Genomic DNA, 22,137 nt, shown 5'->3' on the forward strand with positions numbered 1-22,137 from the left:
GGGCGGTTTGAAGCCAGCTCCTGCAAGCAGACTCCGGGAGGCCTACTCCCATCTTTGATAGAGCATCGCTGGCTTACGCCAGCGTTCGTGACACACCCCAATACAAAATCTTCACGCGGTTGCGTGGTTTGTTGAGGAAGACGAAAAGCACAGGGTCGAATACCGCGACTTTGATATCCAGCTCGACAAGTGCGGCCAGGCCATCAATGGATTTTCGAAAGTCGACGGGCTTGGGGTAGAGATAGACTTTTTCGACTTTGGCATCGGGTCGCATCATGGCGGGCTGGCTCCTGAGGGAATCGGGAGCACAGCATCCGGGATCAGCTAAGCGCTTTGAATGTGGGGTTCATGGAGCGCTTACGTTCAAACGACCCCGGCCCACCAATCCGAAAACGACAAGGCCCGCCAAGTGCGGGCTTTGTTGCATCTGGGGTTTGGCAATCGATGGCTCCCCCCCCTGTGGGAGCGGGCTTACCCGCGAAGAGGCCAACCAGACCAGCACAAATCCCCCGCGGCCAAAAATGCAACCGCCGCCGCGACCGCCCTCGGAAATGCCCTGCGCCAAGCCCTTCTGATCATCGACATGCAACCCAGCTTCGCCCCTTCCCAATGGCTCATCGACGGTATCCAGGCACTCATCGGAACCCTGCCCGGAGACCTGCTGCCTGGCGGCTGGGCTTGCGCTGTTTGAAGAGAGGTTACAGACGACGCTGATTACCGATTTGACGGTGGGTTTGTCACTGGATCGGGCGACGTGGTGAGTGAGGTGCGATGGGAGCTGCCGTAGAGTGTTCAGGAGCAGGACACGATTGGATGATCATGCCGGTACTGAATTAATCGTGGTCTGGCCCCGTTTTTTTGGCCATCGCCAAGGCCTTGGATTACAGCCTCAAACGCTGGATAGCGCTGACGCGCTATCTCTATGACGGCGCTGTACCCATCGATAATAACTGGTGCGACAATCAAATTCGGCCGTAGGCTCTTGGGCGTTCGAACTGGCTGTTTGCGGGCTTATTACGCAGTGGTAAACGTGCGGCTGCGATCATGAGTTTGATCCAGTCGGCACGGCTCAATGGACATGATCCGTATGCTTACCTGAAAGACGTTCTCACGCGCCTGCCGACGCAGCAGGCGAGTGAAGTTGTTGACCTGTTACCGAATAATTAGGCAATCAAATCACAGGATTAAAGGGAATTAACGATGGAAATAGATCACATTTTTATCTGTGTGAATGATGACGGTCGAGGCGCTGACGCACTGAAAGCTCTCGGGCTTGCTGAAGGGACACCAAACGTACACCCAGGCCAAGGCACTGCCAATAGAAGGTTTTTCTTCCGAAATTCTTTCATTGAGCTTTTACATCTCACCGATGAGTTAGAAGCTCAAAGTCCGTTAACAGCGCCAACCCAACTCTTTGACCGCCTCAAGTGCGCAGATGGAGTCGCCGCGCCCTTTGGAATTTGCTTCAGACCATCCACCGTAGGCGAGAAGCCAATGTTTCCGGTCTGGGAATATCGACCTGTTTACTTACCAGCTACCCTGAAAGTCGACGTGGGACATGCGCCTATATCCGAACCGATGTGGTTTTTTCTTTCGTTTGCCAAGAGACCAGATGAGGCTCCGATTGAACGAGCGCAGCCGTTTGAACATCCCAACGGCTTTCGCGACATTACATCTGTGCAAGTTACCACCCCCAACAGCCAAGCTTTTTCTACCCCTGCCAACTGCGCAAACCAGCTGAAAGGATTTGAAATTGTTCATGGTGATGAGCATCTGGTCGTATTGGAAATCGATCATGGCGTAAGCGGCCAGACACACGATTTCCGTCCAGGGTTGCCGATGATTATGAACTGGTGATGCATTGACCTAACCATTCAGCCAACATCTCGTTCTGATCCCAACGCTGGGGGCACTGCTGTGTGCTTCACTGAGGTTTGGATTCAGGAGGGTGTGTTGGCCGGGCGCTTACGAACTCATCGGCACCCTGCCCTATCAAAACAGCTCGCCCATCAGGAATCATCGTGACGATGGTCATATGCAAATTCAGCAATCAGCGCACACTGGAACTGATCGGAGTGTGAACTCAGAATTTAATTGTGTTGCATCGACCAGTTGAATCCACAACCTATCGCGGACATCCCTCAGGATTACCCTTCAGGTATCACGATATTCGATTCGATTTTTTTCCCCATGCTGATGCGTGGCTCGGTCGAGTAGCCCAGAGATTCGTAGAAGGTTTTGACGCCTTCATTTGCGCTGACAATTTGCAGGTTGATTTTCATGCACCCTCGCGCCGTCAAGGCGCCCTCTGCATGACGGACCAGTTTTACCCCGATGCCTTTTCTGCGATGTGATGGATGCACCGCAACCGAATACAACCATCCACGATGGCCGTCGTATCCCGCGAGGACGGTGCCTTTTTTTCTTCAAGCTTAAAATCGAAGAAATCTAAAACCCTCACTGCAAGCTCACAGCCTGCTGGCGATTTCCTTCCAGATGTAGGCGTAGTTGTATTTCAGCCAGCGAACCAGCACTTTATCGAACTGCCGGCGAAACCAATTACATTCTCTTGCCGCCAGCCTTTCCTCTATCGATTCTCTAAGTATGTCGGGATCGAAGCCCGTCCATACTGGGGGCACCGCGGCCACCAGATTGGTGAAACACACCGGTGCGACTTCTGAATAGAGGATTTCGTACAGTATGTCAGGATCAACGCCTCTGACCTCATTCGCTACATAGTCATATTCGACTGGGAAATCGTTGAATGGCTCGGAGAGTGCGGCTCGGACCTTTGTCAGTTGCGGTTCAGTAAGAAGATGTCCCAATGTGTAAATTCCTCCAGCTCTTCATCCAGTGAGCTCGCCACCGCTTCGCCTGCGACACCACCGACGATGATGCCTTGGCGCGCAGCTTCTTTGGGTTTGTTTTCAGCATTCAATATTTGATAGGTCGCCAGAACGGCGGTTCAAACGAACACGGCACCACTTCAACATCTAAAGACGTCCACGGACGTCTTTTTTGTGCCTGAAATCCATCAATGAAATCTGGTTCGCCCCTCTTGTGCGAGCCTATCCTCAAGCATTAACAAAGCCCGTCTTGCACGGGCTTTGTTGCATCTGGGATTTTGTCTATTGCGTGCATGCTCAAGGCGCGGGGGCCAACGCCATATCAGCTCGCCCAACGCCCGGCACCTCAACGGGACTGGCACAGGCGACAAAATCCTCCTTGCGCAACAGCACCAACGCAATCAACGACACCACCCCCGTACCTATGTAAAAGTACCAGGGCGACGTAATGTCTCCGGTCAGCTTGATCAGCCAGGTAGAAATCAGCGGCGCGCTACCACCGAATACCGCCACCGGAATGTTGTACGCCACCGCGATACCGGTGGAACGGATTCGAGTGGGCAACAACTCGCTCATTAATGCGTAAGTCGACGAGGCATACAGGCCGAACAGGATGGCCACCGCCATCAACGGGTAGATAAACGAAGCAGGCGTCGCCGTGGGGGCCGATTTGAAGAGCCAGTACATCGCCAAGGTGGCCAGGGTGCCGACCACCAACAGAAACGGCTTACGCCCGTTTCTATCCGTGAACGCACCGCCGAATGGCATGACGACTGCGGCCGATAAGCTGGCAACGAAGACGTAGAGCAAGGTCGTGCCGCTGTCGAACTTGAGAATGCTCGACATGTAGGTCGAGACAAAGGTCAGCACCAGATAGAAGATCGAGCTGTGCAGGGTAATGATGAAGAACACCAGGGCAATCGCCCGTTTCCACTGCCAGACTTCTCGCAGAGGCGCCTTGGAGGTTTCCCCCGCGCGCTGCAATGCCAGGAACTCGGGACTGTCTTCAAGCTTCAGACGAATGTACATCGAGATCAGGCCCAGAGGCGCCGCAATCAGAAATGGAATGCGCCAACCCCAGGCTTGCATCAGGTCGGCGCCCATGACCCAAGTCATGCCGTTGGCCACGGCACCGCCCAGTAACAGTCCGAGCACCGCCGTTACCATCAACCAGCATGTGGCGAAGCCGCGTCGCCCAGGCCCGGCGTACTCGGAGATGAAACTGGTGATGGTGCCGATCTCGCCACCGGCCGAGAAGCCCTGTACACATCGGATCAACACCAGAATGATCGGCGCTGCAATCCCTATCGAGGCATAGGTCGGCAGCACCCCCAGCAAGAAGGTCGAACCGGCCATCAGCACCAGCACGGTGATCAGGGTTTTGCGCCGACCGATCTTGTCCGCCAGCGGACCGAAAAACAGCCCTCCCAGAGGCCGGATGAAAAAGCTCAAGGCAAAAGCCGCAAAACTGGCGAGCAGGCTGGTGGTCGGGTCATCAGAGACGAAGAACGCCTTGCCGATATAGACGGCGAGAAAACCATAGACGCCGTAGTCGTACCACTCGATCAGGTGGCCGGACGTTGCACCGATAAACGCCCGACGCCGTTGCCGGGCCGGTTTTTTCTGTTGAATGCCCACGTGAGGGACTCCTGTCTGATTTTATCCATGGGAAACACAACTCAGGGAACTGCAGTGCCGTTCGCGACCTCCTTCAACCAGAGGCGCAGCTCGCTCTTGAGGATCTTGCCGTAACTGTTCTTGGGCAGCTCCGTGCAAAATACGTACTTCTTCGGTTTTTTGAATGACCCCATGCGCTCGACGAACCATGCGTTGAGCAAAGATTCATCGAGCGATCCTGCTGCACGGGGAACGACGAACGCTACCACCATTTCCCCCCACTGCACATCCGGCTCGCCAACCACACAGACTTCAAATACTTCCGGGTGCTGCGACAACACTTCTTCTACTTCCCGAGGGTACACGTTGCAGCCGCCGGAAATGATCACATCCTTGGAGCGATCGGTGAGCGTCAGATAACCTGCGTGATCAAGAAAGCCGATGTCGCCGGTTAACAGCCAGCCATCCACCAAGGTCTGGCGAGTCGCCTCGTCGTTGCGCCAGTAGCCTTGCATGACGGTAGGACCACGCACGGCGATTTCCCCTGACTGGCCGGGAGACAACGGCCGGTGCTCAGGATCCAGAATCCTGATCTCCATGCACGAATGTGCCCGCCCGACGGAAGCTGCCAGAGACGCCCAGTCGGGACGGTTTCGATCCGCAATCAACTCACGCGACAAAGCGCTGATCGTCATCGGGCTCTCCCCCTGACCATAGATCTGCACCAGCCGCGCGCCAAAGGTCTCGACCGCTTCTTGCAGATCCCTCAGGTACATCGGCGCGCCACCGTAGACAATTGTCTTGATCCCGTCGCCGCCGTAGCCTTGGCGCCGCGCCTGTTCAACCATGCGCTTGACCATGGTTGGCGCGGCGAACAACATGAGATCGCGCAGCCCGCTCGCCAGCTCGAACAGCTCGTCGGCCTTGAAACCACGGGATTCGGGGACCACATGGCGAGCCCCGCAACGCACATGGATAAAGTTGTAGAGGCCGGCGCCATGGGACATCGGGGCCGCGTACACCACCGCATCATCCGGACTGACCGGATTAACGTCGAGCGGATAACACAGCGACATGGCCATCAGGTTGCCGTGGGACAGCATCACCCCCTTGGATCGCCCGGTGGTGCCGGAGGTGTAGAACAGCCAGGCAAGGTCATCGGCATCACGAGAGCAAGGATCTTCCAACATCGTCGCATCGAGCGAAGCACACACCACACTGTCCGCTTCATTCAGTTCACGACAGCCCTGCGGCAACATCTCGGGCGAGAACACCTTGCCGCACTCGGTGAAGATCAGACGGGCTTGCGCATCGTTGGCGATCCAGCCAGCTTCAACAGGGTGCAGCTTGCAGTTGATCGGCACCGCGACCGCGCCAATCCACCAGACGCAATAGAGTAATTCGAGATATTCGCAACTGTTCTTCATGAACAGCGCCACACGGTCGCCGGGAGCAATGCCGTGCTCGCCTATGAGCTGCGCGGCACGGCTACGGACATGAGCGACAAACGTGGCGTAATCGGCGACTTGCCGCTGCCCCTCAAATAACGCTGGGCGTTCTGGCCAGCGTCGACCGGCGTCGTTCAACCAGTTGGCAATGTTCATGCTCAAGCCCTGTGAGCCTGAAGCACCGAGGCGTAATTGGCGACCGCCATGCCACCCATGTTGAACAACAGACCGAACTCGGGGTTCGGCACGGCCAGGCCGACAGGCTCGCCCGTCAACTGCCAAAAGGCCATAGCGTGCATCGATACCCCCGTGGCGCCCACAGGATGCCCCTTGGCCTTGAGCCCGCCAGACAGGTTCACCGGCAAACGCCCGCCCACCCGCACAATACCGTCATCCAGCGCTCGGTGCCCCTCGCCTCTGGGGGCCAGGCCCATGGCTTCGTAGATCAGCAGTTCGGCAATGGTGAAACAGTCATGGACCTCGGCAAAACTCAGATCGCCCAAGGTGACATTAGCCTCGCGCAAAGCCGCATAGATCGCGCGCCGTGGGCCTTCAAACGCGATGATGTCACGCTGGGCAATCGGCAGGAAGTCGTTGACTTGAGCCACCGAGCGAATCAGCACCTCACGACGAAACTGCCTGGCTCGCCTGGACGAGGCCAGCACAATGGCGGCAGCCCCATCGCTGATTAGCGAACAGTCGGTCAGGCGCAGCGCCTGCGCCACATACGGATTGGTTTTGGACACATTGTTGCAATGTTCGAAATCCATGACCCGGTGCATCTGCGCCAAGGGGTTGGCCATGGCGTTGGAGTGGTTTTTGGTGGCGATGGCGGCCATCGATGCCATCGGGCACTGGTAGCGGTCACGGTACTGTTGCGCAGCCAGGCCGAACAACTGCGGAAAACTGAGCCCGGCCTCTTGGGCGGCGTTCTGATAACCGGCACCGGTCAGGGCCTTGGTGACCTCGGCTGTAGAGTTGGAAGTCATCTTCTCGGCGCCCACGATCAACACCAGCTCAGCAGAGCCTGAAAGGATCGCGTTGATCCCCGCGTGAATCGCCGCCGAGCCCGAGGCGCAGGCGTTTTCACAGCGGGTGGCAGGCTTGAAGCGCAAGCCTGCGTCGGCTTGCAGCATCAATGAAGAGGGAAAACCATCCGCAACCATCCCCGAATTGAAATGCCCGAGGAACAGGGCGTCGACTTCTGAGGCGTCGATGGCGGCATCCGCCAGGGCTTCGCGGGTAACCTGCACGATAAGGTCTTCCAGCGTAGAACCGTCCAGACGACCAAAACGGGAGTGAGCGGCAGCGACGATGGAAACGGAATGGGGCATGGAGATTTTCTTCTGTGCTTGGATCAGGTATTCATTACAATGACCTACCGTCCGGATCACTCGCTAGTTAGTACAACTACGTACTCGCATAAGTAACCGCACTGACCCACGGTATCGTTAGTAAGGGATTGTAAGTCGAGGCAGGATGCCCAATGACCGTCTTCGCAAAGCAACTCAAAGACCTTGAACGTCTGGCGTTCCAGGTGTCACCCGCCCCGCAGCTCATCACCGGCAGCCGCGTGATGCTCGACTGCAACGAGGCATTTCTGGAGCTGTTCGGTTACGCTCGCGAGGAGCTTCTGGGTCATCTGACCCTGCTGATCTACCCCTCCCAGGCGGACTACAAGGCCATTGGCAACCGCAGCCAGAACTGGTTGCTCAACAGCCAGAGCGGCTCCTACTCCGATGAACGCTTCATGCAACATAAAAGCGGCGAGGTGTTCTGGGCCAGGTCCCACGGCTATACCCTGACTCTGGACGATCCGTTCAAACTGATGGTCTGGCACTTCGAACGCATGGACCGACCGCACCACGCGACAGTAAACCTCACGCCCCGCGAACGAGAAATCTCGATGCACATCGTCAATGGACTGACCTGCAAGGAAGTGGCAAAAAAACTGGCGATTTCCCACAGAACCGTGGAAGTCCATCGCGCACGCCTAATGAAAAAGCTACAGGCCAAGAACAGCGCGGAGCTGGTTTCGAAGATTATTGTTGTGAGTTGACGGGCAAGTAATAGAGAGAAGTTCTTTCATATACATCGGGAGGTCGAGATTCAAGGAAATACGTTCAGGGAACTTCCCGCGAAAGCCTCCAGTCACGGCTATATGTGGCATGCAGCGGCCTGCACCCGCGCGGCACCGTCAAAGTGAACTGGCCAACCGATAGTGCTGCTGCCTGCGCCGTATTCCTTCGAGACTTGTTGCGATGATCCGCATCGATGCCATCTGGCTCGCCACCGAGCCCATGGATATGCGCGCCGGCACTGAAACGGCGCTGGCCAGGGTTATCGCGGTATTCGGTGCGGCGAAGCCACACCGCAAGACGGGATTGCCGGGCGCGTACGTTTTTTTGAAAGCAGGCTGAGCAAATAAGAAAACCGGAATACTGAAAAAGGGCCTTTAAAGGCCCTTTTCTCTTTCTACCTGATGACTTTATTTTTTTCTGCACATCTCAATATCGCTCTGCGTTTTCAGATCCGTATCGATTCCCAGCCGATACCGGCAGTAGTCAATGATCCACTTTCGCTCTTCGTCCGTGAGTCGTTCGACGTGCCTGATCTCTCCATCGTTGGCGTGAATGTTGTAAAACTTCATCTGGAACGTGGGGTGTTTCTTGATGAACGGAATGGTCTCAATGTCGCCATCTTCAAGGGCTTCGTAGTAGCCGACGTAGAGCACAGCCAATACCGCCAACACTGCAGCAATCAATAGCCTTTTCATTCTTGCGGCGCCGGTGGAGGCAACAGTTGACAACTCGGGACGACTTTACAAGGCTGGTGTCGATAAAATTGACTACCACATACCTGAGCGCCACACGCGGGCCGATCTAGCGGCCGAGCTCGGGTTACCATCAGGAGCGCATTCATGATTTCGATTAAGCTAGGCTTAGCCAAGGGTGTTAAAAGCCCATTTGCCGACTTTATTCGTAACACGAAGTCAGAGCAAAAAAAAGCGCGTTTACAGTGAAGTTTTGACCGAGGCGACCAAGCAACAAAACCTCGTGATGATGCAGGCCGAGGCAAAGCAAGCCTGATAGACCTGCATAGAATCGAAGAGAAGCCCGGCCAGATGCCGGGTTTTTTATTGCCTGACAGACTCGCACTCACCGTCCTAGGAAATTTCCCTCAAAACGTATCGCCTTCCATGAACTAGCAGGCGCTGCTCGTCGAGGATAGCCTTCAGGTGTCGCTGCAAATCAGCGATTGGGCTTTGACAGGCCGAAAAGTGTAACCTTTCACTCCTCCTGATCAGGCAGCATGCTCACGCGCATGCAGTCTCGTTTATGGCGGCTGTGCGTGGGGCATCTTCGGGTGCACCGGGTTCCTACACTACCGGTCTGTCAACCCGCGCACAGCTGCCACCCAATCCTGTTTGACAGCAGAGGGGTGGCCGCCTCCAAAACTAGTGTAGGAGCATCAACATGAAGAAGATCACCCCCAACCCTCCAGAATCCGATACCCCCTCAGAACCCGAAACCCTCGACCTGACCCAACTCTCCCAAGCCACCCAACGCGCCGTCAGCGCCCGCTTGCGCAACCCGAAACAGCCCGATCCCGTGAGCCATGTTTTCACCATCCTCCCCGACGTCGACACGCCCACCCTGCTCGCTCACGCCAGCGAAACCCTGGCCTCCCTGAACGTCATGGCCACCGACCTGGCCGATCAGCTCGAAGGCTCGCATCGCAACGTGGCATTGGCGATGCAGCAACTGGCCGTGCTGGCCGAGATGTTGATCAATCGAGCGCTGGACAACCTCGATTCGCCCATGCCGGCGGTCACGCCCGTCTGCCACTGAGTGAGCTCGCTCGTTGATCGAATGGAGTTTTTGTCATGGATCGATACATGCCGATCACCGGCATCGACTGCACTATCGCGTCGCTGCTGATCGACACCGAAGCGCCGCTGGATGTGCTGCATGAAACGGCGGCCTACCGCATCCGCACCGCGACTCAACTGCTGGAGAGTTTCGCTGTGAACGAAGGCGTTCACAGTGAGCTGGCGCGGGTGTTGGTGACTTCGTTGCGCGATGGTTGCGATTTACTGGATGTGGTGGGGCGACGGTTGCAGAGGCAGGTTTCAGCGTCTTAACGAATCCGGCATAGGACATCGTTGCCGCCCCCCAACGTAAAAAGGCACCTGACGAGCCTCTCGCAGGTGCCTTTTTTGTGGATTCGATTCAATGCGCTATCGATGCATGACGAGTATCGTGTTTCTCAACATTGCCTTTGGCTACGGAACAGATGATGAACAAAAGCGTTTTATACGCCTTGGGCGCTGCAGCGCTGTTTGGTGCCAGCACACCGCTTGCCAAGGTCCTGGGGCTGAACGTTTCCCCCGTCTTGCTCGCCGGCTTGCTTTACCTGGGAAGTGGCTTGGGTCTCACGGTCACCAGGCTGATCCGTGATCGCGGCTGGCAGCCTGTCGGCTTAACAATATCCGAATGGCCATGGCTCATTGGCGCTATCGCGTTCGGCGGTGTGCTGGGGCCGGTGTCTTTAATGTTCGGCCTTACCCTCACATCGGGTACCACGGCTTCGCTGTTGCTAAACCTTGAAGCGGTGTTAACCGCTCTGCTCGCCTGGGTGGTGTTCAAGGAGAACGCCGACCGGCGGATCGTCGCTGGAATGATCGCTATAGTGGCGGGTGGCGTGCTCTTGGGCTGGCCTCAAACTTCCGCACAGCCCCATGGTTGGGTTGGCCCGGTCGCCGTGGCGATTGCATGTTTTTGCTGGGCCATCGATAACAACCTGACCCGGAAGGTTTCTGCATCGGATGCATTGTTCATCGCTGGTATCAAAGGATTGGTCGCCGGGGTCGTCAACTGCGTTTTAGGGATTGCTCTTGGCATGCATCTCCCTGAATGGTCTCTGCTAGGGCCAACACTACTCGTCGGCTTTTTAGGCTACGGCGTTAGCCTGGTGCTATTCGTTTTGGCTTTGCGTGGGCTTGGAACAGCACGCACAGGTGCGTACTTCTCTACTGCACCGTTCTTGGGGGCCGCCATTTCAATCCTGTTGTTAGGCGAAGCAGTGACGTGGGTGTTTTGGATTGCTGCAGGCCTGATGGGGCTTGGCGTCTGGATACACCTTACCGAGAGCCATTCTCACGAACACAAACATGATCCGCAAACCCATGACCATCCGCATGTTCACGATGAGCACCATCAACATGAACATGCCTTTGAGTGGGACGGCACTCAACCTCATAGCCATTTACATGACCACGCTCCCATCCAACACAGTCATCCGCACTATCCCGATATCCATCACAGGCACTCACACTGAGCGACTGAGAGGGACGGCAGTGTGCCGCAACAACCATTCGGTCAACACATTTTCTCAAATGCAGTGGCTTTGACTTTGCAACCTGGTACGGGCACAGTCTGTGCGCTACATGAGGATGGATGCCTCGGTGAAGCTTAAGGAGAATGCCGTGTTTCCGATCAATATTTGGCTTGCCTATACTGCCGCGTGCTTGCTGTTGGTACTCGCACCAGGCCCGGACAATCTGCTGGCCGTAGGCCGAGGACTCAGTCAGGGCAAGATAGCCGCTATCGTATCGGGCATGGCATCTGGGGCGGGAATTCTCTTTCATGTGGCAACCGCTTCGCTAGGACTGACTTTGCTTATGCAGACGTCCGCAGTTGCCTTCTGGGTCATCAAGCTCATCGGCGCCGGTTATCTACTTTGGCTTGGCATAAAAGTCCTGCGCTCTCGTAGCCTGATCAGCTTCCAGCCAGCGACTCGGCAATCACTGCCGAGCATTTTCCTCACAGGATTACTCTCGGCAGCACTCAATCCGAAGCCTGGGTTTTTCGTCCTTGCGTTCATCCCGCAGTTCGTCGACCCACAACGCGGCTCAGTGAGCGTGCAGATGCTGGTGTACGGCATATGGTTCGCCGCACTTACGGCAGTGGGATTCGCACTGATGGGCGTATTTGCCTCTGCACTGTCCCGATTCTTGCGTCAGAGGCCACGACTGGTAAATGGCCTGAACGTAGGGGCAGGACTCACCTTCGTTGCTTCTGGAGTATCGATAGCGGCACTCAGCCAAAAATAGGATCAGTGTATTGGCGTCGCGGGGCTAAGATTCCAGCCTCGCCGAGCCTCGATGATTATGAAAGCTGACGCCTTCAAGACCGCCCAAGTGCCCACGGCCGGATTTGGTTCTCGCACCCATTATTGTCAATGGGTACGACCCGCCATCGAGATAGCGCAGTCATAAACGACTTATGAGCAACCCGGGAACGGCGCGTGCATCCTTTGCACTCGCCGGGCCCCAGACAAGGACGTGATTACAATGGAAAGGGAAATCATCTTAATGCGTCATGGCCAGCCGAATCTGGCTGTGATTGACAAGATTTCATCACTCGATATGAAACACTGGATCGAACAATACGACCTGTCCGAAATCATCAACCAGCTCGCCCCTGAGGCGAGTGTGGAGGTGGCCGCTACCGCCAAAGTGATCGTGTCGAGTACTGCGCCTCGGGCGTTGACATCCGTTCGGGCATTGGGCCTTCAGCCCAGCCTTGTAGATGAGATCTTCTGCGAGGCGCAGTTGCCCTATGGGCGATGGACACGGCCGCGCCTTTCACCGTTTACGTGGGCATTTATTCTTCGAATCCTATGGTTGTGCGGTTTCTCAGGGACGGTAGAGTCTGCCCGCAAGGCTAAAATACGGGCCGATACGGCCGCTCAACAACTTCAATCGCTTGCCAGCGAAGGGCCGGTTCTCCTGCTCGGTCATGGATTCATGAATCGAATGATCGCCAAGCGGTTGGAGGCTGCCGGATGGACTCGCCATAAAAGCAATGGTAGCCGGTACTGGAGCGCGACGGCCTATCGGATGAATCAGCGTTAAGGCACGGCGACAGCCCTGCCTCGAAGGGTGATGGTCGCTCCGGGTTATGCGGGCTGAACGTAGCTAAAAAGGATTTCTCTGACAGATTAGAGCCACGTCATCCTGGGAAATTTCCCGCAACCCGTAGCGACTTCCATGAACTGGCGAACAAGGTTTCCGGACGATAGTCTTTACGCTTCGCTGCAAACCCTGCGGACGGTTTTGACAAGCCGAAACAGCGTAAGGATCCCTAACCCCATGGAACGCCCTTATGAAAAAAATCACCCTGCATTTAGTTGAAAATCCGGCCACTTCAGCCCCTGAAACCCTCGACCCAACCCAACGTCCCCACACCACCGAACGCACCGTCAGCGCCCGCCGGCGCAACCCGAACAGGAACATCTTCAGCGTCCGCCCCGACGTCGATACGACCACCCTGCTCGCTCATGCCAGCGAGACCCTGGCGTCCCTCAACGTCATGACTTTGGACTTTGCCAACCAACTCGAAGGCTCGCAGCGCAATGTGGCGCTGGCTCTTCAGCAGTTGACAATGTTGACCGAGCTTTTGGTCAACCGAGCGCGGGAGAACCTCGATCCGAACGGGTCGGTGGCCGTGGGCAAGCCTCCCGTTTTTCACTGAGTGATCGCGCTCGTTGATCAAATGAAGGTTTTGTCATGGATCGATACACGCGACGGTTACAGACGCAGGTTTCTGCGTAGAAAAGCAAAATGGGCGGCCTTATTAAGGTCGCCCATTTTTGCTGATGCCGCAAACCATTAGCTGGTTGGGTTTTGAGTGTGACTGCATGCCCATGACTCTACAGAAGGTTTCACTTTGTGTAACTTACTGTTGAGTACGCTCAGCAACGATTTTTCGCCGAGCCCGTGCAAATGGATTGCTACCCAAAAGTCAGTGCAAATGGCGCCGCCGCTTTTTGGATGGCAGCTCCAGCACGTAGCCTTCCGGCAAGTTCATCTGAAAGATAGGGTGCAGGTCTCGTCGGCGAAATTCGTCGGGGCGAACGGGCATCGTCAAGCTGATTGCCATGTTGGGCAATGCATCTTCGTCGTAGCGGAAAATGAAATCCTCCGCGCTGGTGAGGATTCGGCCGCTGCTCCCTTCGGGGGTACTGACTTTGAGCGAGGCCATTTTCATTTAGAACAGCTCACCAAGTTCTTCCAGGGTCGGCATGGCTGCCGGAATGACAGAAAATTCGCAATCCAGAGGCCGATTGGCGGCGGATCCATTTACCTTAAACAGCTGAGGTACCGGACACGCCGGAGGGTAGCCATCCACATGAATTTTTCTTCACCCCATCACCGCCCTCCAACCTGTACATTCCCTTCGCTCATTCAAGAAACTACGGTTTGCCCGCCCTCCCGCGGGCTTTTTTTTGTCTGTGATTTGGTTAACGGTCAGTTCAAGTGACCGCTCCCACAATCATTTCAACCGATACAAATACGTATCCTGCGCCTCATGCGGCTGCAAACAAGGCCTCTGATAACACCTTCTGATCAAACCAAAACCAGTCGCTTCGGCCAGTCGCTGGCTCGCCACATTGGCCGAGGCGATGGTCAGGTAAAACGTGAAACCGGGCATGCTTTTAATCAACGCTTCAAGCGCCGTGCGCATATAGCCCTTGCCCGAATACTCGGTATTGACCCAGTAGCCAACGACATATCGGCTACGGCGCCGGGGCTTCAAGCCAATGCAGCCGATGATCGCGTGCGCGGTATCGTCGACGATGAACAGCCGCCGCTCACCGGTTTCGCTTTTGAATTCTTCGACCGCCCGTGCGAGGAACGATCGGGCCTCGTCCTCGGTGGTGTAGGGTTTGGCCCAGGGTAGAAATTCGCAATGGGCGGTAAAACTGGCATTCAGCGCGTGCTGCAACGCTTTACACCATTCGGGGTCGGGGGCGCTCAATCTCAATGTGTGAGTGCCCACCGTCAGCGCAAGCTCCATTGCATCGTCCTTAAATACAAACTCCATGACGTCAGACAGTAACAGCGCCAGGACGGACGCTGCCACTCAGGGGTGCAACTCACATTGTTTCGATCACCATGAAGCTGGGACGTCAGGCTTACCACTTTGTAACCCTGTAAACGGCTCAACGACGGGGAGCGCATCCTTCTGCAACAACGGCAGCTCCAGCCGCGCCCGCCCATAGAACGCCAATGCTGTCAGCAAACACGTCAGCCACACGAAGATCCCGGACCAGAAGGTGTGGGACATGTAGTGCCAGCCTTGTAGAACCCGTGTCGTGCCGTAGACGAAACCGAGCAGCAGCGAGCCGTACATCACCGCTTTGGCGTACCGCCAGCGGTAGCGGCGAGCCACGAAGTACAGCGCGAGCATCGTGAAGCCGCCCGACGCATGCCCACCCGGCCAGCAGCGACCGTCGCCGGCGACTTTCAGCAGGTCGAAGTTCTGGTACCACTCCTTGTGTTCGATTTTCCCGGCGTACTGGGTTGTTTCGACCGGGCAATACACACTGGTGTGGCCCTTGAGGTAGTGGATAACGCCGGTACTGATGGAAAACGCGAACACCACATACAGGAAGTCCCGACGGTGTTTGGTAGCGAACCGAAGTACCGGCGCAACTTTGATTTTTTCCAGGAACGCGATGATCTTCGAATGCTTTTCAGCCTTCAATCGCGGCCAGAGAAACGACAGCAAGGCACCGATGATCGCGACCTCACCAGTCCAGTTCGGGATGATCCGCGCCCATTTATGGGTGATCTGCTCGAACAGACGGACATGCTCCAACGGGAACACTTGGGTCACCGGATCATAAAAAAGATCGCTGAAGGCGATGTCGATTTTAGTCATGTCAAACAGTAGGAACACCACGACCGCGCAGGCCAGTGGAATACCAAAGTTCACCCAGTAAAAGCGGTAACGGGAAGAAGTCAGCATCGTACGTCCTGATCCAGAGGGATGATGAAGAAGCTCATTCGGTGCTCACCGAATGCCAGTCAGAGGCTTCAATGGAGCCGAGCATGCGTGGTGCCTGAGGTTTTTCAGCGGAGATAAACAGAGAGGCGCCGTAGCCGAGCGTAGCAGTTGGCAGCTTGAGGTCTTTTTCGAGTTGCGCCATGCACTCGCTGTGGGTCACCAGAATCAGGTTACGCCCGGCCACTTTATGTGCCAGGGCATCGCGCAACATGGTGCCCTTGCAGTTGATCAACCAGTCTTCGCCGACGCCGACCTTGTTGAACATGTAACTCGAGGTCTGTGCCGCACGGATGATCGGACTGTTATAGATGTCGGCTCTGCCCAGGCCCAGATGTTCAAACCGCGCGCCGACACTCGCCGCCACGCCGCGTGAGCGATCCGTAATGCCATCGTTACCAATCAGGCAGGCTGCGGTGGAGTGATCGCAGCGCTCGACGTGACGCACCAGCACGATCATGTCGCCCTTGGCCCAGCCGGCAGCCAACGCGCGGGCCCCCGTCACATTGCCATGGGCCAGGTCCGGGACAGCGGCGGGTCGCAGTAGCCACACGGTCAGGGGAATCACCAGCAGCAGCGAGGCCACGATGACCGCGGCGTTTCGATAACGGGCCAAGCGGCTCAGATCGATCGAGCGTTTTACCCCGAACAGACTCAGTCTCAATTCCACGTCTAGCCGCCTCGCCAGCATGCATCACAATCATACAAAGCCGCGAGAGTAGAGAGCCTCGCGTTGGCATCCGGTGAAACCCATGTGAAAAAAAGCTTAAGAACGGCCTGAAAACCTTATTACAAGCATCTGCCCGACAAAATCCATTCAGCTCTCGGAATTGCTGCCGATATATACCTGTTACATACCTTGCTGGCTCCTAATAACAAAAATCTTCCAGCCAACCGACGATCAAAAGCGCAACGTTCCTGGAGGAATTTGATGAATAGCTGGTTCGGCAACATCAGCGTGAACCTGAAGCTGGGCCTGGGATTCGGCCTGGTCCTGGCCCTGACCTGCGTACTCGCCCTGACCGGCTGGACCAGCCTGGGCGGGTTGATTGACCGCAGCAACTGGATGAGCGACATCACTCAGCTCAACGCCGGCCTGACCAAGCTGCGCGTGGTTCGCCTGCAATACATGCTGACCAACGGTGACGAAACCGCCGCACAGAATGTGCAGACCACCCTGGACAGTTTTGTTGCTCAGCAAACAGCACTGTTGGGCAGCTTCAAAAACCCTGAAAACGTCAAAATGCTCAAAGAGCAGGCCGCGACCATCGCCGCTTATCAGACGTCGCTGAACAAGATGCGCAGCGCGTACCGCACCGGCAACAGCGCCCGCGACGCCATGGGCGCCAATGCCGAAACCGCCAGCGAGCTGATCGACGCGATCAATACCCGTGTAAAGCAAATGCCCTTGAGCGATCAGCGCTTCGAACAGTTCCAGGCCATCACCGCCGCCAAGGAAGCGTTCATGCTGGCCCGCTACGAAGTGCGCGGCTACACCGCCAACACCAACGCCGAGACCGAGCAAAAAGCCGTCGGCCAACTGGATGTGGCCATCGCCAGCCTGACGCCACTGAACGTGTATTTCGCCGAGACCCAGCAAGACGCCCTGCGTCAGCTGGAAACCGCGCTGAGCAACTACCGCAGCGCCTTGCAGGCTTACAAAGCCGTCAACAGCGATGCGGTGCAGGCGCGCAAGGAAATGACCGATCAGGGCGCCGCCATCGTGACCCTGAGCGATCAGCTGTATCAATTCCAGCTCGACCGCCGTGATGCCGAAAGCGCCCAGGCCCGCACGCTGCAACTGATCAGCACCTTGCTGGCGTTGCTGGTGGGCATCGTTGCCGCCGTGCTCATCACCCGCCAGATCACAGGCCCGTTGCGCGATACCCTGGCAGTGGTCGAGCGCATCGCCGGTGGCGATCTGTCTCAGGACATCAAAGTGACTCGCCGTGACGAACTCGGCGTGTTGCAGCAAGGCATCGCGCGTATGGGTGTGACCCTGCGGGACTTGATCAGCGGCATCCGCGACGGCGTCACCCAGATCGCCAGCGCCGCCGAAGAGCTGTCAGCCGTGACCGAGCAAACCAGCGCGGGTGTGAACAGCCAGAAAGTGGAAACCGATCAGGTGGCCACCGCCATGCACGAGATGACGGCCACCGTGCAGGAAGTCGCACGCAACGCCGAAGAAGCCTCCCGGGCCGCAGCCGCCGCTGACGGCGAGGCTCGCGAAGGCGACAAAGTGGTCAACGAAGCCATCGCCCAGATCGAACGCCTGGCCAGCGAAGTGGAGCGCTCCACCGAAGCCATGAGCGTGTTGCAGAAGGAAAGCGACAAGATCGGCAGCGTCATGGACGTGATCAAGGCCGTGGCCGAACAGACCAACCTGCTGGCCCTCAACGCCGCCATCGAAGCCGCTCGCGCCGGTGAAGCCGGTCGTGGTTTTGCCGTGGTGGCCGACGAAGTCCGTGGCCTGGCGCAACGTACGCAGAAATCCACCGAGGAAATCGAAGGCCTGGTGGCCGGCTTGCAGAACGGCACTCAACAAGTGTCGGCGGTGATGAACAACAGCCGCACCCTGACCGACAGCAGCGTGGCGCTGACCCGCAAGGCTGGCGTATCACTGGAAAACATCACCCGCACGGTGTCCAACATCCAGTCGATGAACCAGCAGATCGCCGCCGCCGCCGAGCAACAAAGCGCCGTGGCTGAAGAGATCAGCCGCAGCATCATCAATGTCCGCGACGTGTCCGAACAGACCGCCGCCGCCAGCGACGAAACCGCTGCGTCCAGTGTTGAACTGGCGCGGCTGGGCAATCAGTTGCAGATGATGGTGAGTCACTTCCGGGTATAACGCCTGCGCCCTTGCCCCGTCAGTGCCGGTACTGGCGGGGATCTCGGGGACGTCCGGCCATACCGTGTTTGAAAATCCTACAGTTTCCCCTTCCCCCTTCCCCAGCCAAGCAGCGAAAGTTCTGGCCCCCGCCCCATGGAGTGGCTGACAGCGCTCCCCCATGCCATGTCGTAGTGTCGTCAGCTCTATCAAAGGAGGCTCATCGGCATGGACGACAATCCCTTACTCCAGTCACTGCTCGGGGCCTACGGCACCGAGCAAACAAAAGCAGCACTTGAAAAGTTTTTTAAAGACACGCTGAAACTCACCTCAGTATTCGATATCACTCGGCTCACCGAAGCCGAATTCAAGGATCGCTTCAATACTGCAATCCAAAACAGCCCGCTCAAAGATCACGCGTCCAGCATTGACACAAGAACGCTCTACGACAACGTCAAATGCCTCGCCGCCCAGATCAGCCACCTGTATCGGGAGCAGCAAACTTCAGACGCAAACGTACAGCACCAGTGGCACCCTCCAGGCATTCGCGCTATCGAGAACCAAGGCCCCACTTACACCAATCTGTTCAAGGAGAACTGGAACGACGCCTGCAAAGTCGATTCGATCGCCGCCATCGACTCACCGGTCGCCTACCTCAGAGCGCTGTACCTGTTTGCCCTGCAACTGGAATCCAGCGTCTCGGAATCGGTGCCTGAAAAAGACAACCGAATCCTGTTGGGCAAACGGCGCCCCGATCTGGCAAAGCTCTCGATTGATCAGCAAAGCACTTTCACTGCGCAACCGATGCTCAAGATTGTCAACGACATTCTGGACAAAAGTATTCAGGCAGGGCTGGAGTCCACCGACGACAAAGGCAAATCGACCTATGAAGTGCTGGCGCAAACGCGCTACCCCTTCGCCCTTCCGTATGAGTTTTTCCACCATCAGTGCCTGTTGGGCCTTGGCGCAAAAAAAACGGCGCTGGGAGAGCTGAACTACCTCGTCAGCGACAATCTTCCCGTCACCCAGAGCCTCAATACGCTCTATGGCAGTGTGCTGAGCGCCTCCTCTGCCGAAGCTCAAATGCTGATGTCCGGGCTTGGCCCAAAACGGCAGGCACTGCTGACAGATACGGCGAACACTCATCTCACCCCCGAGGAAAAGAACTACTGGAAAGACATCTACGGCACCGCGTCAACTTCCGACCTGAAGAAAATAAACATCTTTCTGGAGCGAACCGAACTTAAAGCCGAACAAATGGAGGCATTGCTGGCGCAAGGCAAATATGCACCACGCACATCGCCTCACTACTCATTGTCGGCGCCTTATTCCCAGCCCTATGGAGCCCGTTACGTAAACGGTTCTGTCGCTGACAACGCCAGCATCATGTTTCTGGACAGAGGCGAAAGGCCCGGGGAAATCACTAACGCGACCGCGGAACGACTCGAACGCTTGCATCGAATGATCCGCCTTCAACGCTGGCTCGATATCCCGTTCACCGAACTGGATACGCTGATCTGCAGCGTTTTTGAATCGCAACGGCCACTCAATACATCGATGCAGCTCGATCGCCATGTCATGCGTGCCCTCGGGGTCTATCGCTATCTGAACCGCCGGTACTCCCTCTCGGCCGAGGAGTTCGGGGCGCTGCTGCACCAGATATCACCCTATGCCTGCGGCGATCACACCGCCCTGTTCGATCAGCTATTCAACCAGGCCCGGCTGTTCGATACACCCTTGATACTCGATGGTCGCGCCTTCAAGGCGGATGACTCGGATCCTGTCTCGCACACCATTCTCCAGCACTTGAGTGCCTGCCTTGGCCTGCCTTTGACCGAAGACTCGCTCTTGCGAGTCGTCAAAAACACGGAGAAATTCCTTGGCTCGCTCAAGTGTGACTTGCCCACACTCTCATCGATTTATCGGCAGGCACGCATTGCCAGAATGTTCGGCCTTTCGATTGCCGAGAGTTCAACGCTGGCAAGTTTGCTGGGCGGGGAATCCATTTTCAGATGCCTGGCGAGTGGCGACTCAGGTATGCGCCGCCTTCGAATAAAAGCCAGCAAAAACGTTGAAAATGCCGAGCTGAGCGTACGCTTTCGGCTGTCGGCACAAGGTGATGCGCAATATTCTGACCTGCTTTGCGGGTCAACCCTGCGGATGAACACGTCACGGTTCGCCAGGAAAGACACAATCAATGAGTTCCGCGTCCTGATGACCCCGACTCAAGCCGGGGATCTCCCCTTTATCAGCATCAGCCAGATCCCGACCGTTAGCGCAAATAAAGAAACGACTCTGGAAGAGGCTGTCATCCAGTTCAAGGGTGGCCCCCTTGATGAACTCCTGCGCCGAAACCCTCTGTATGTTCAGCTGATCACAACACCGCGCAATAACATAGAGATAACGACTACCTACCTGACTGTCACCCTGAGAGAAGAGGAACACCAGGGGCTTGATGCATTCAACGTGCTCGACGTGCTGATGCAAATGGACTGGATTACCCGCTGGATCAAGGAATCGGTCTACGACATCCCCAAACTGCAACAACTTCTTGAGCCGACGACCGACAACGATCATGCCCCGGGAGATTTGCAGCAGCACCTCACCAAACTGCGCGCCGAAACGCTCCAGTGCGCAGTAACACCACAAGAGTTGGCAGCATTGTCATTGCCGGAAAATATCAGCTGGCGCACAACGCTGGCTCGAACCCTGCTCGATACAACAGGCCTGGTGAAAGCTTTCGCATCGGCAATCAATGACGATGTTCCACAGAAGCTGGCCGCTGAGCTGGACAACGTCGTCGATGCGTTAAAGCTGGATGCCAACTCCGGCAAAAACCTGAAGCTCCAGGCCGACTGCAAGCAGAAACTCAAACGCCTTCTACTACTGGCCCATGATCGACAGCAGCATCTGATCGAGAAGTTTTTGCAGGAAACCACTCTGCTGCCCATGAATTGTGCAAAGGGGGTGTTGGTTTGGGCGAAAACCTCTGTACACCAGGTCCTCGTCGCTGCTCTGCAAACAGAAGAACCACTCAACCTTCACAAGATACTGCGTCCGGTTTTACGCCACGCCGAGGCCGCTGTCCGGCTGCAATTGAGCAACAGGGCTTTGCGCGTGTTCCTGCACCGCCCGCACTTGCTGGATAAGCAGAACACAGCACTGACACTGACGCTCAGCAGCCTGTACCTGCTCGATCGTTTCAACCATTGCAGGGTGACCTACCAGCAGACAGAGGAAAGCCTTCTGAGCTACCTGGAATTCGCCAACGACTCCGCTTCCACAACACCCGCCATCAATGACCGCCTGGCCCAGCTTCTGAACTGGACGACGACTGAGGTCACCGTACTGACCGCGCGGCTGGATCTTGCAAAGGCCCGAACAATGAAGGACATCGATTGGGTCATGCGCTGCCATAAAACCTGCAAAGCCACAGGGCTTGGCGCAGCCGCCCTGCTCAATGCCACGGCGCTCAAAAACGACAGCCCGGCCACGGCCTGGAAAACGGTCGGTGAAGCGGTCATGGCGGCCAGTCACTGATC

Annotated in this window: 22 protein-coding genes and 5 pseudogenes; 14 read left to right on the forward strand and 13 right to left on the reverse strand. The window is 56.5% G+C overall.

Annotated features, from left to right (window positions below; genetic code table 11):
• Positions 1 to 73: 73 nt before the first annotated feature.
• The gene (tnpB, locus tag AACY49_RS25595; protein ID WP_233081557.1) at positions 74 to 277 is read right to left on the reverse strand and encodes an IS66 family insertion sequence element accessory protein TnpB; all 204 of its coding nucleotides are present in this window, start codon (positions 275 to 277) and stop codon (positions 74 to 76) included.
• Between the two features lie 279 nt (positions 278 to 556).
• Here tnpB and AACY49_RS25600 point away from each other — a divergent pair.
• From AACY49_RS25600 to AACY49_RS25610, 3 genes and pseudogenes are all read left to right on the forward strand, one after another.
• Positions 557 to 749: pseudogene (locus tag AACY49_RS25600) on the forward strand (hypothetical protein); the annotation flags it as partial.
• A gap of 112 nt (positions 750 to 861) precedes the next feature.
• Positions 862 to 1,167, forward strand: a pseudogene (locus AACY49_RS25605) (IS66 family transposase); the annotation flags it as partial.
• A gap of 33 nt (positions 1,168 to 1,200) precedes the next feature.
• The gene (locus AACY49_RS25610; protein WP_258697631.1) at positions 1,201 to 1,857 is read left to right on the forward strand and encodes a VOC family protein; all 657 of its coding nucleotides are present in this window, start codon (positions 1,201 to 1,203) and stop codon (positions 1,855 to 1,857) included.
• 290 nt (positions 1,858 to 2,147) lie between these two features.
• Here the strand turns inward: AACY49_RS25610 and AACY49_RS25615 are convergent.
• The 6 genes and pseudogenes from AACY49_RS25615 to AACY49_RS25640 all read right to left on the reverse strand — a co-directional run.
• Positions 2,148 to 2,417, reverse strand: a pseudogene (locus AACY49_RS25615) (GNAT family N-acetyltransferase); the annotation flags it as partial.
• Positions 2,418 to 2,468: 51 nt separating this feature from the next.
• Positions 2,469 to 2,825 carry a DUF7079 family protein gene (locus tag AACY49_RS25620; RefSeq protein ID WP_258697632.1) on the reverse strand — a complete coding sequence of 119 codons (357 nt, stop codon included), beginning with the start codon at positions 2,823 to 2,825 and terminating at the stop codon, positions 2,469 to 2,471.
• Positions 2,795 to 2,938, reverse strand: coding sequence for a hypothetical protein (locus AACY49_RS25625; RefSeq protein WP_258700831.1), 144 nt, complete (start codon positions 2,936 to 2,938; stop codon positions 2,795 to 2,797). The genes AACY49_RS25620 and AACY49_RS25625 overlap by 31 nt, the downstream gene beginning before the upstream one ends.
• A 205-nt stretch (positions 2,939 to 3,143) precedes the next feature.
• On the reverse strand, positions 3,144 to 4,484 hold the full coding sequence (locus tag AACY49_RS25630; protein ID WP_258697633.1) for an MFS transporter: 1,341 nt from the start codon (positions 4,482 to 4,484) through the stop codon (positions 3,144 to 3,146).
• Between the two features lie 41 nt (positions 4,485 to 4,525).
• Complete coding sequence (locus tag AACY49_RS25635; protein ID WP_339527200.1) at positions 4,526 to 6,067, reverse strand: class I adenylate-forming enzyme family protein; 1,542 nt, start codon at positions 6,065 to 6,067, stop codon at positions 4,526 to 4,528.
• A gap of 2 nt (positions 6,068 to 6,069) precedes the next feature.
• A complete protein-coding gene (locus tag AACY49_RS25640) occupies positions 6,070 to 7,245 on the reverse strand; it encodes an acetyl-CoA acetyltransferase (protein ID WP_320392299.1) in 1,176 nt (391 codons plus the stop codon).
• Positions 7,246 to 7,397: 152 nt separating this feature from the next.
• Between AACY49_RS25640 and AACY49_RS25645 the strand changes: the two genes are divergently transcribed.
• Together AACY49_RS25645 and AACY49_RS25650 are read left to right on the forward strand one after the other, a co-directional pair.
• A complete protein-coding gene (locus AACY49_RS25645; RefSeq protein ID WP_258697636.1) occupies positions 7,398 to 7,970 on the forward strand; it encodes a LuxR C-terminal-related transcriptional regulator in 573 nt (190 codons plus the stop codon).
• Between the two features lie 202 nt (positions 7,971 to 8,172).
• The gene (locus tag AACY49_RS25650) at positions 8,173 to 8,331 is read left to right on the forward strand and encodes a hypothetical protein (protein WP_339527203.1); all 159 of its coding nucleotides are present in this window, start codon (positions 8,173 to 8,175) and stop codon (positions 8,329 to 8,331) included.
• Positions 8,332 to 8,399: 68 nt separating this feature from the next.
• Here the strand turns inward: AACY49_RS25650 and AACY49_RS25655 are convergent, their stop codons facing one another.
• Positions 8,400 to 8,687, reverse strand: a complete 288-nt coding sequence (locus tag AACY49_RS25655) for a hypothetical protein (RefSeq protein WP_258697638.1) — start codon at positions 8,685 to 8,687, stop codon at positions 8,400 to 8,402.
• Between the two features lie 700 nt (positions 8,688 to 9,387).
• Here AACY49_RS25655 and AACY49_RS25660 point away from each other — a divergent pair.
• The 4 genes from AACY49_RS25660 (at position 9,388) to AACY49_RS25675 (ending at position 12,026) form a co-directional block, all read left to right on the forward strand.
• Complete coding sequence (locus AACY49_RS25660) at positions 9,388 to 9,762, forward strand: DUF6124 family protein (protein ID WP_339527205.1); 375 nt, start codon at positions 9,388 to 9,390, stop codon at positions 9,760 to 9,762.
• A gap of 35 nt (positions 9,763 to 9,797) precedes the next feature.
• Positions 9,798 to 10,055: a hypothetical protein gene (locus tag AACY49_RS25665; protein WP_028939924.1), complete on the forward strand. Its 258-nt coding sequence runs from the start codon at positions 9,798 to 9,800 to the stop codon at positions 10,053 to 10,055.
• Between the two features lie 155 nt (positions 10,056 to 10,210).
• Positions 10,211 to 11,251: a DMT family transporter gene (locus AACY49_RS25670; protein WP_339527208.1), complete on the forward strand. Its 1,041-nt coding sequence runs from the start codon at positions 10,211 to 10,213 to the stop codon at positions 11,249 to 11,251.
• A 148-nt stretch (positions 11,252 to 11,399) separates the two neighbouring features.
• Complete coding sequence (locus AACY49_RS25675; RefSeq protein ID WP_339527210.1) at positions 11,400 to 12,026, forward strand: LysE family translocator; 627 nt, start codon at positions 11,400 to 11,402, stop codon at positions 12,024 to 12,026.
• Positions 12,027 to 12,099: 73 nt separating this feature from the next.
• Here AACY49_RS25675 and AACY49_RS31975 read toward each other — a convergent pair whose 3' ends face one another.
• Positions 12,100 to 12,189: an IS66 family transposase gene (locus AACY49_RS31975; protein ID WP_408980542.1), complete on the reverse strand. Its 90-nt coding sequence runs from the start codon at positions 12,187 to 12,189 to the stop codon at positions 12,100 to 12,102.
• Positions 12,190 to 12,266: 77 nt separating this feature from the next.
• Here AACY49_RS31975 and AACY49_RS25685 point away from each other — a divergent pair, with 77 nt between their 5' ends.
• Positions 12,267 to 12,830: a histidine phosphatase family protein gene (locus AACY49_RS25685; RefSeq protein ID WP_339527212.1), complete on the forward strand. Its 564-nt coding sequence runs from the start codon at positions 12,267 to 12,269 to the stop codon at positions 12,828 to 12,830.
• A gap of 250 nt (positions 12,831 to 13,080) precedes the next feature.
• Positions 13,081 to 13,449, forward strand: a complete 369-nt coding sequence (locus AACY49_RS25690; RefSeq protein WP_258697643.1) for a DUF6124 family protein — start codon at positions 13,081 to 13,083, stop codon at positions 13,447 to 13,449.
• A gap of 306 nt (positions 13,450 to 13,755) precedes the next feature.
• On the opposite strand, the pseudogene AACY49_RS25695 reads toward AACY49_RS25690, so the two are convergent.
• From AACY49_RS25695 to AACY49_RS25710, 4 genes and pseudogenes are all read right to left on the reverse strand, one after another.
• Positions 13,756 to 13,965, reverse strand: a pseudogene (locus AACY49_RS25695) (HipA N-terminal domain-containing protein); the annotation flags it as partial.
• Between the two features lie 285 nt (positions 13,966 to 14,250).
• Positions 14,251 to 14,775, reverse strand: coding sequence for a GNAT family N-acetyltransferase (locus AACY49_RS25700; protein ID WP_339527214.1), 525 nt, complete (start codon positions 14,773 to 14,775; stop codon positions 14,251 to 14,253).
• A 93-nt stretch (positions 14,776 to 14,868) separates the two neighbouring features.
• Positions 14,869 to 15,729 carry a phosphatase PAP2 family protein gene (locus AACY49_RS25705; protein WP_339527216.1) on the reverse strand — a complete coding sequence of 287 codons (861 nt, stop codon included), beginning with the start codon at positions 15,727 to 15,729 and terminating at the stop codon, positions 14,869 to 14,871.
• A 34-nt stretch (positions 15,730 to 15,763) separates the two neighbouring features.
• The gene (locus AACY49_RS25710) at positions 15,764 to 16,435 is read right to left on the reverse strand and encodes a histidine phosphatase family protein (RefSeq protein WP_339527218.1); all 672 of its coding nucleotides are present in this window, start codon (positions 16,433 to 16,435) and stop codon (positions 15,764 to 15,766) included.
• A gap of 396 nt (positions 16,436 to 16,831) precedes the next feature.
• Here AACY49_RS25710 and AACY49_RS31980 point away from each other — a divergent pair.
• The 3 genes and pseudogenes from AACY49_RS31980 to AACY49_RS25720 form a co-directional block, all read left to right on the forward strand.
• A pseudogene (locus AACY49_RS31980) lies at positions 16,832 to 17,710 on the forward strand (methyl-accepting chemotaxis protein); the annotation flags it as partial.
• A 201-nt stretch (positions 17,711 to 17,911) separates the two neighbouring features.
• Positions 17,912 to 18,616: a methyl-accepting chemotaxis protein gene (locus AACY49_RS31985; RefSeq protein WP_408980640.1), complete on the forward strand. Its 705-nt coding sequence runs from the start codon at positions 17,912 to 17,914 to the stop codon at positions 18,614 to 18,616.
• 207 nt (positions 18,617 to 18,823) lie between these two features.
• The gene (locus AACY49_RS25720; protein ID WP_339527221.1) at positions 18,824 to 22,135 is read left to right on the forward strand and encodes a Tc toxin subunit A; all 3,312 of its coding nucleotides are present in this window, start codon (positions 18,824 to 18,826) and stop codon (positions 22,133 to 22,135) included.
• Positions 22,136 to 22,137: the final 2 nt, after the last annotated feature.

Source organism: Pseudomonas sp. EL_65y_Pfl2_R96 (assembly GCF_963970905.1).
Lineage (GTDB): Bacteria > Pseudomonadota > Gammaproteobacteria > Pseudomonadales > Pseudomonadaceae > Aquipseudomonas.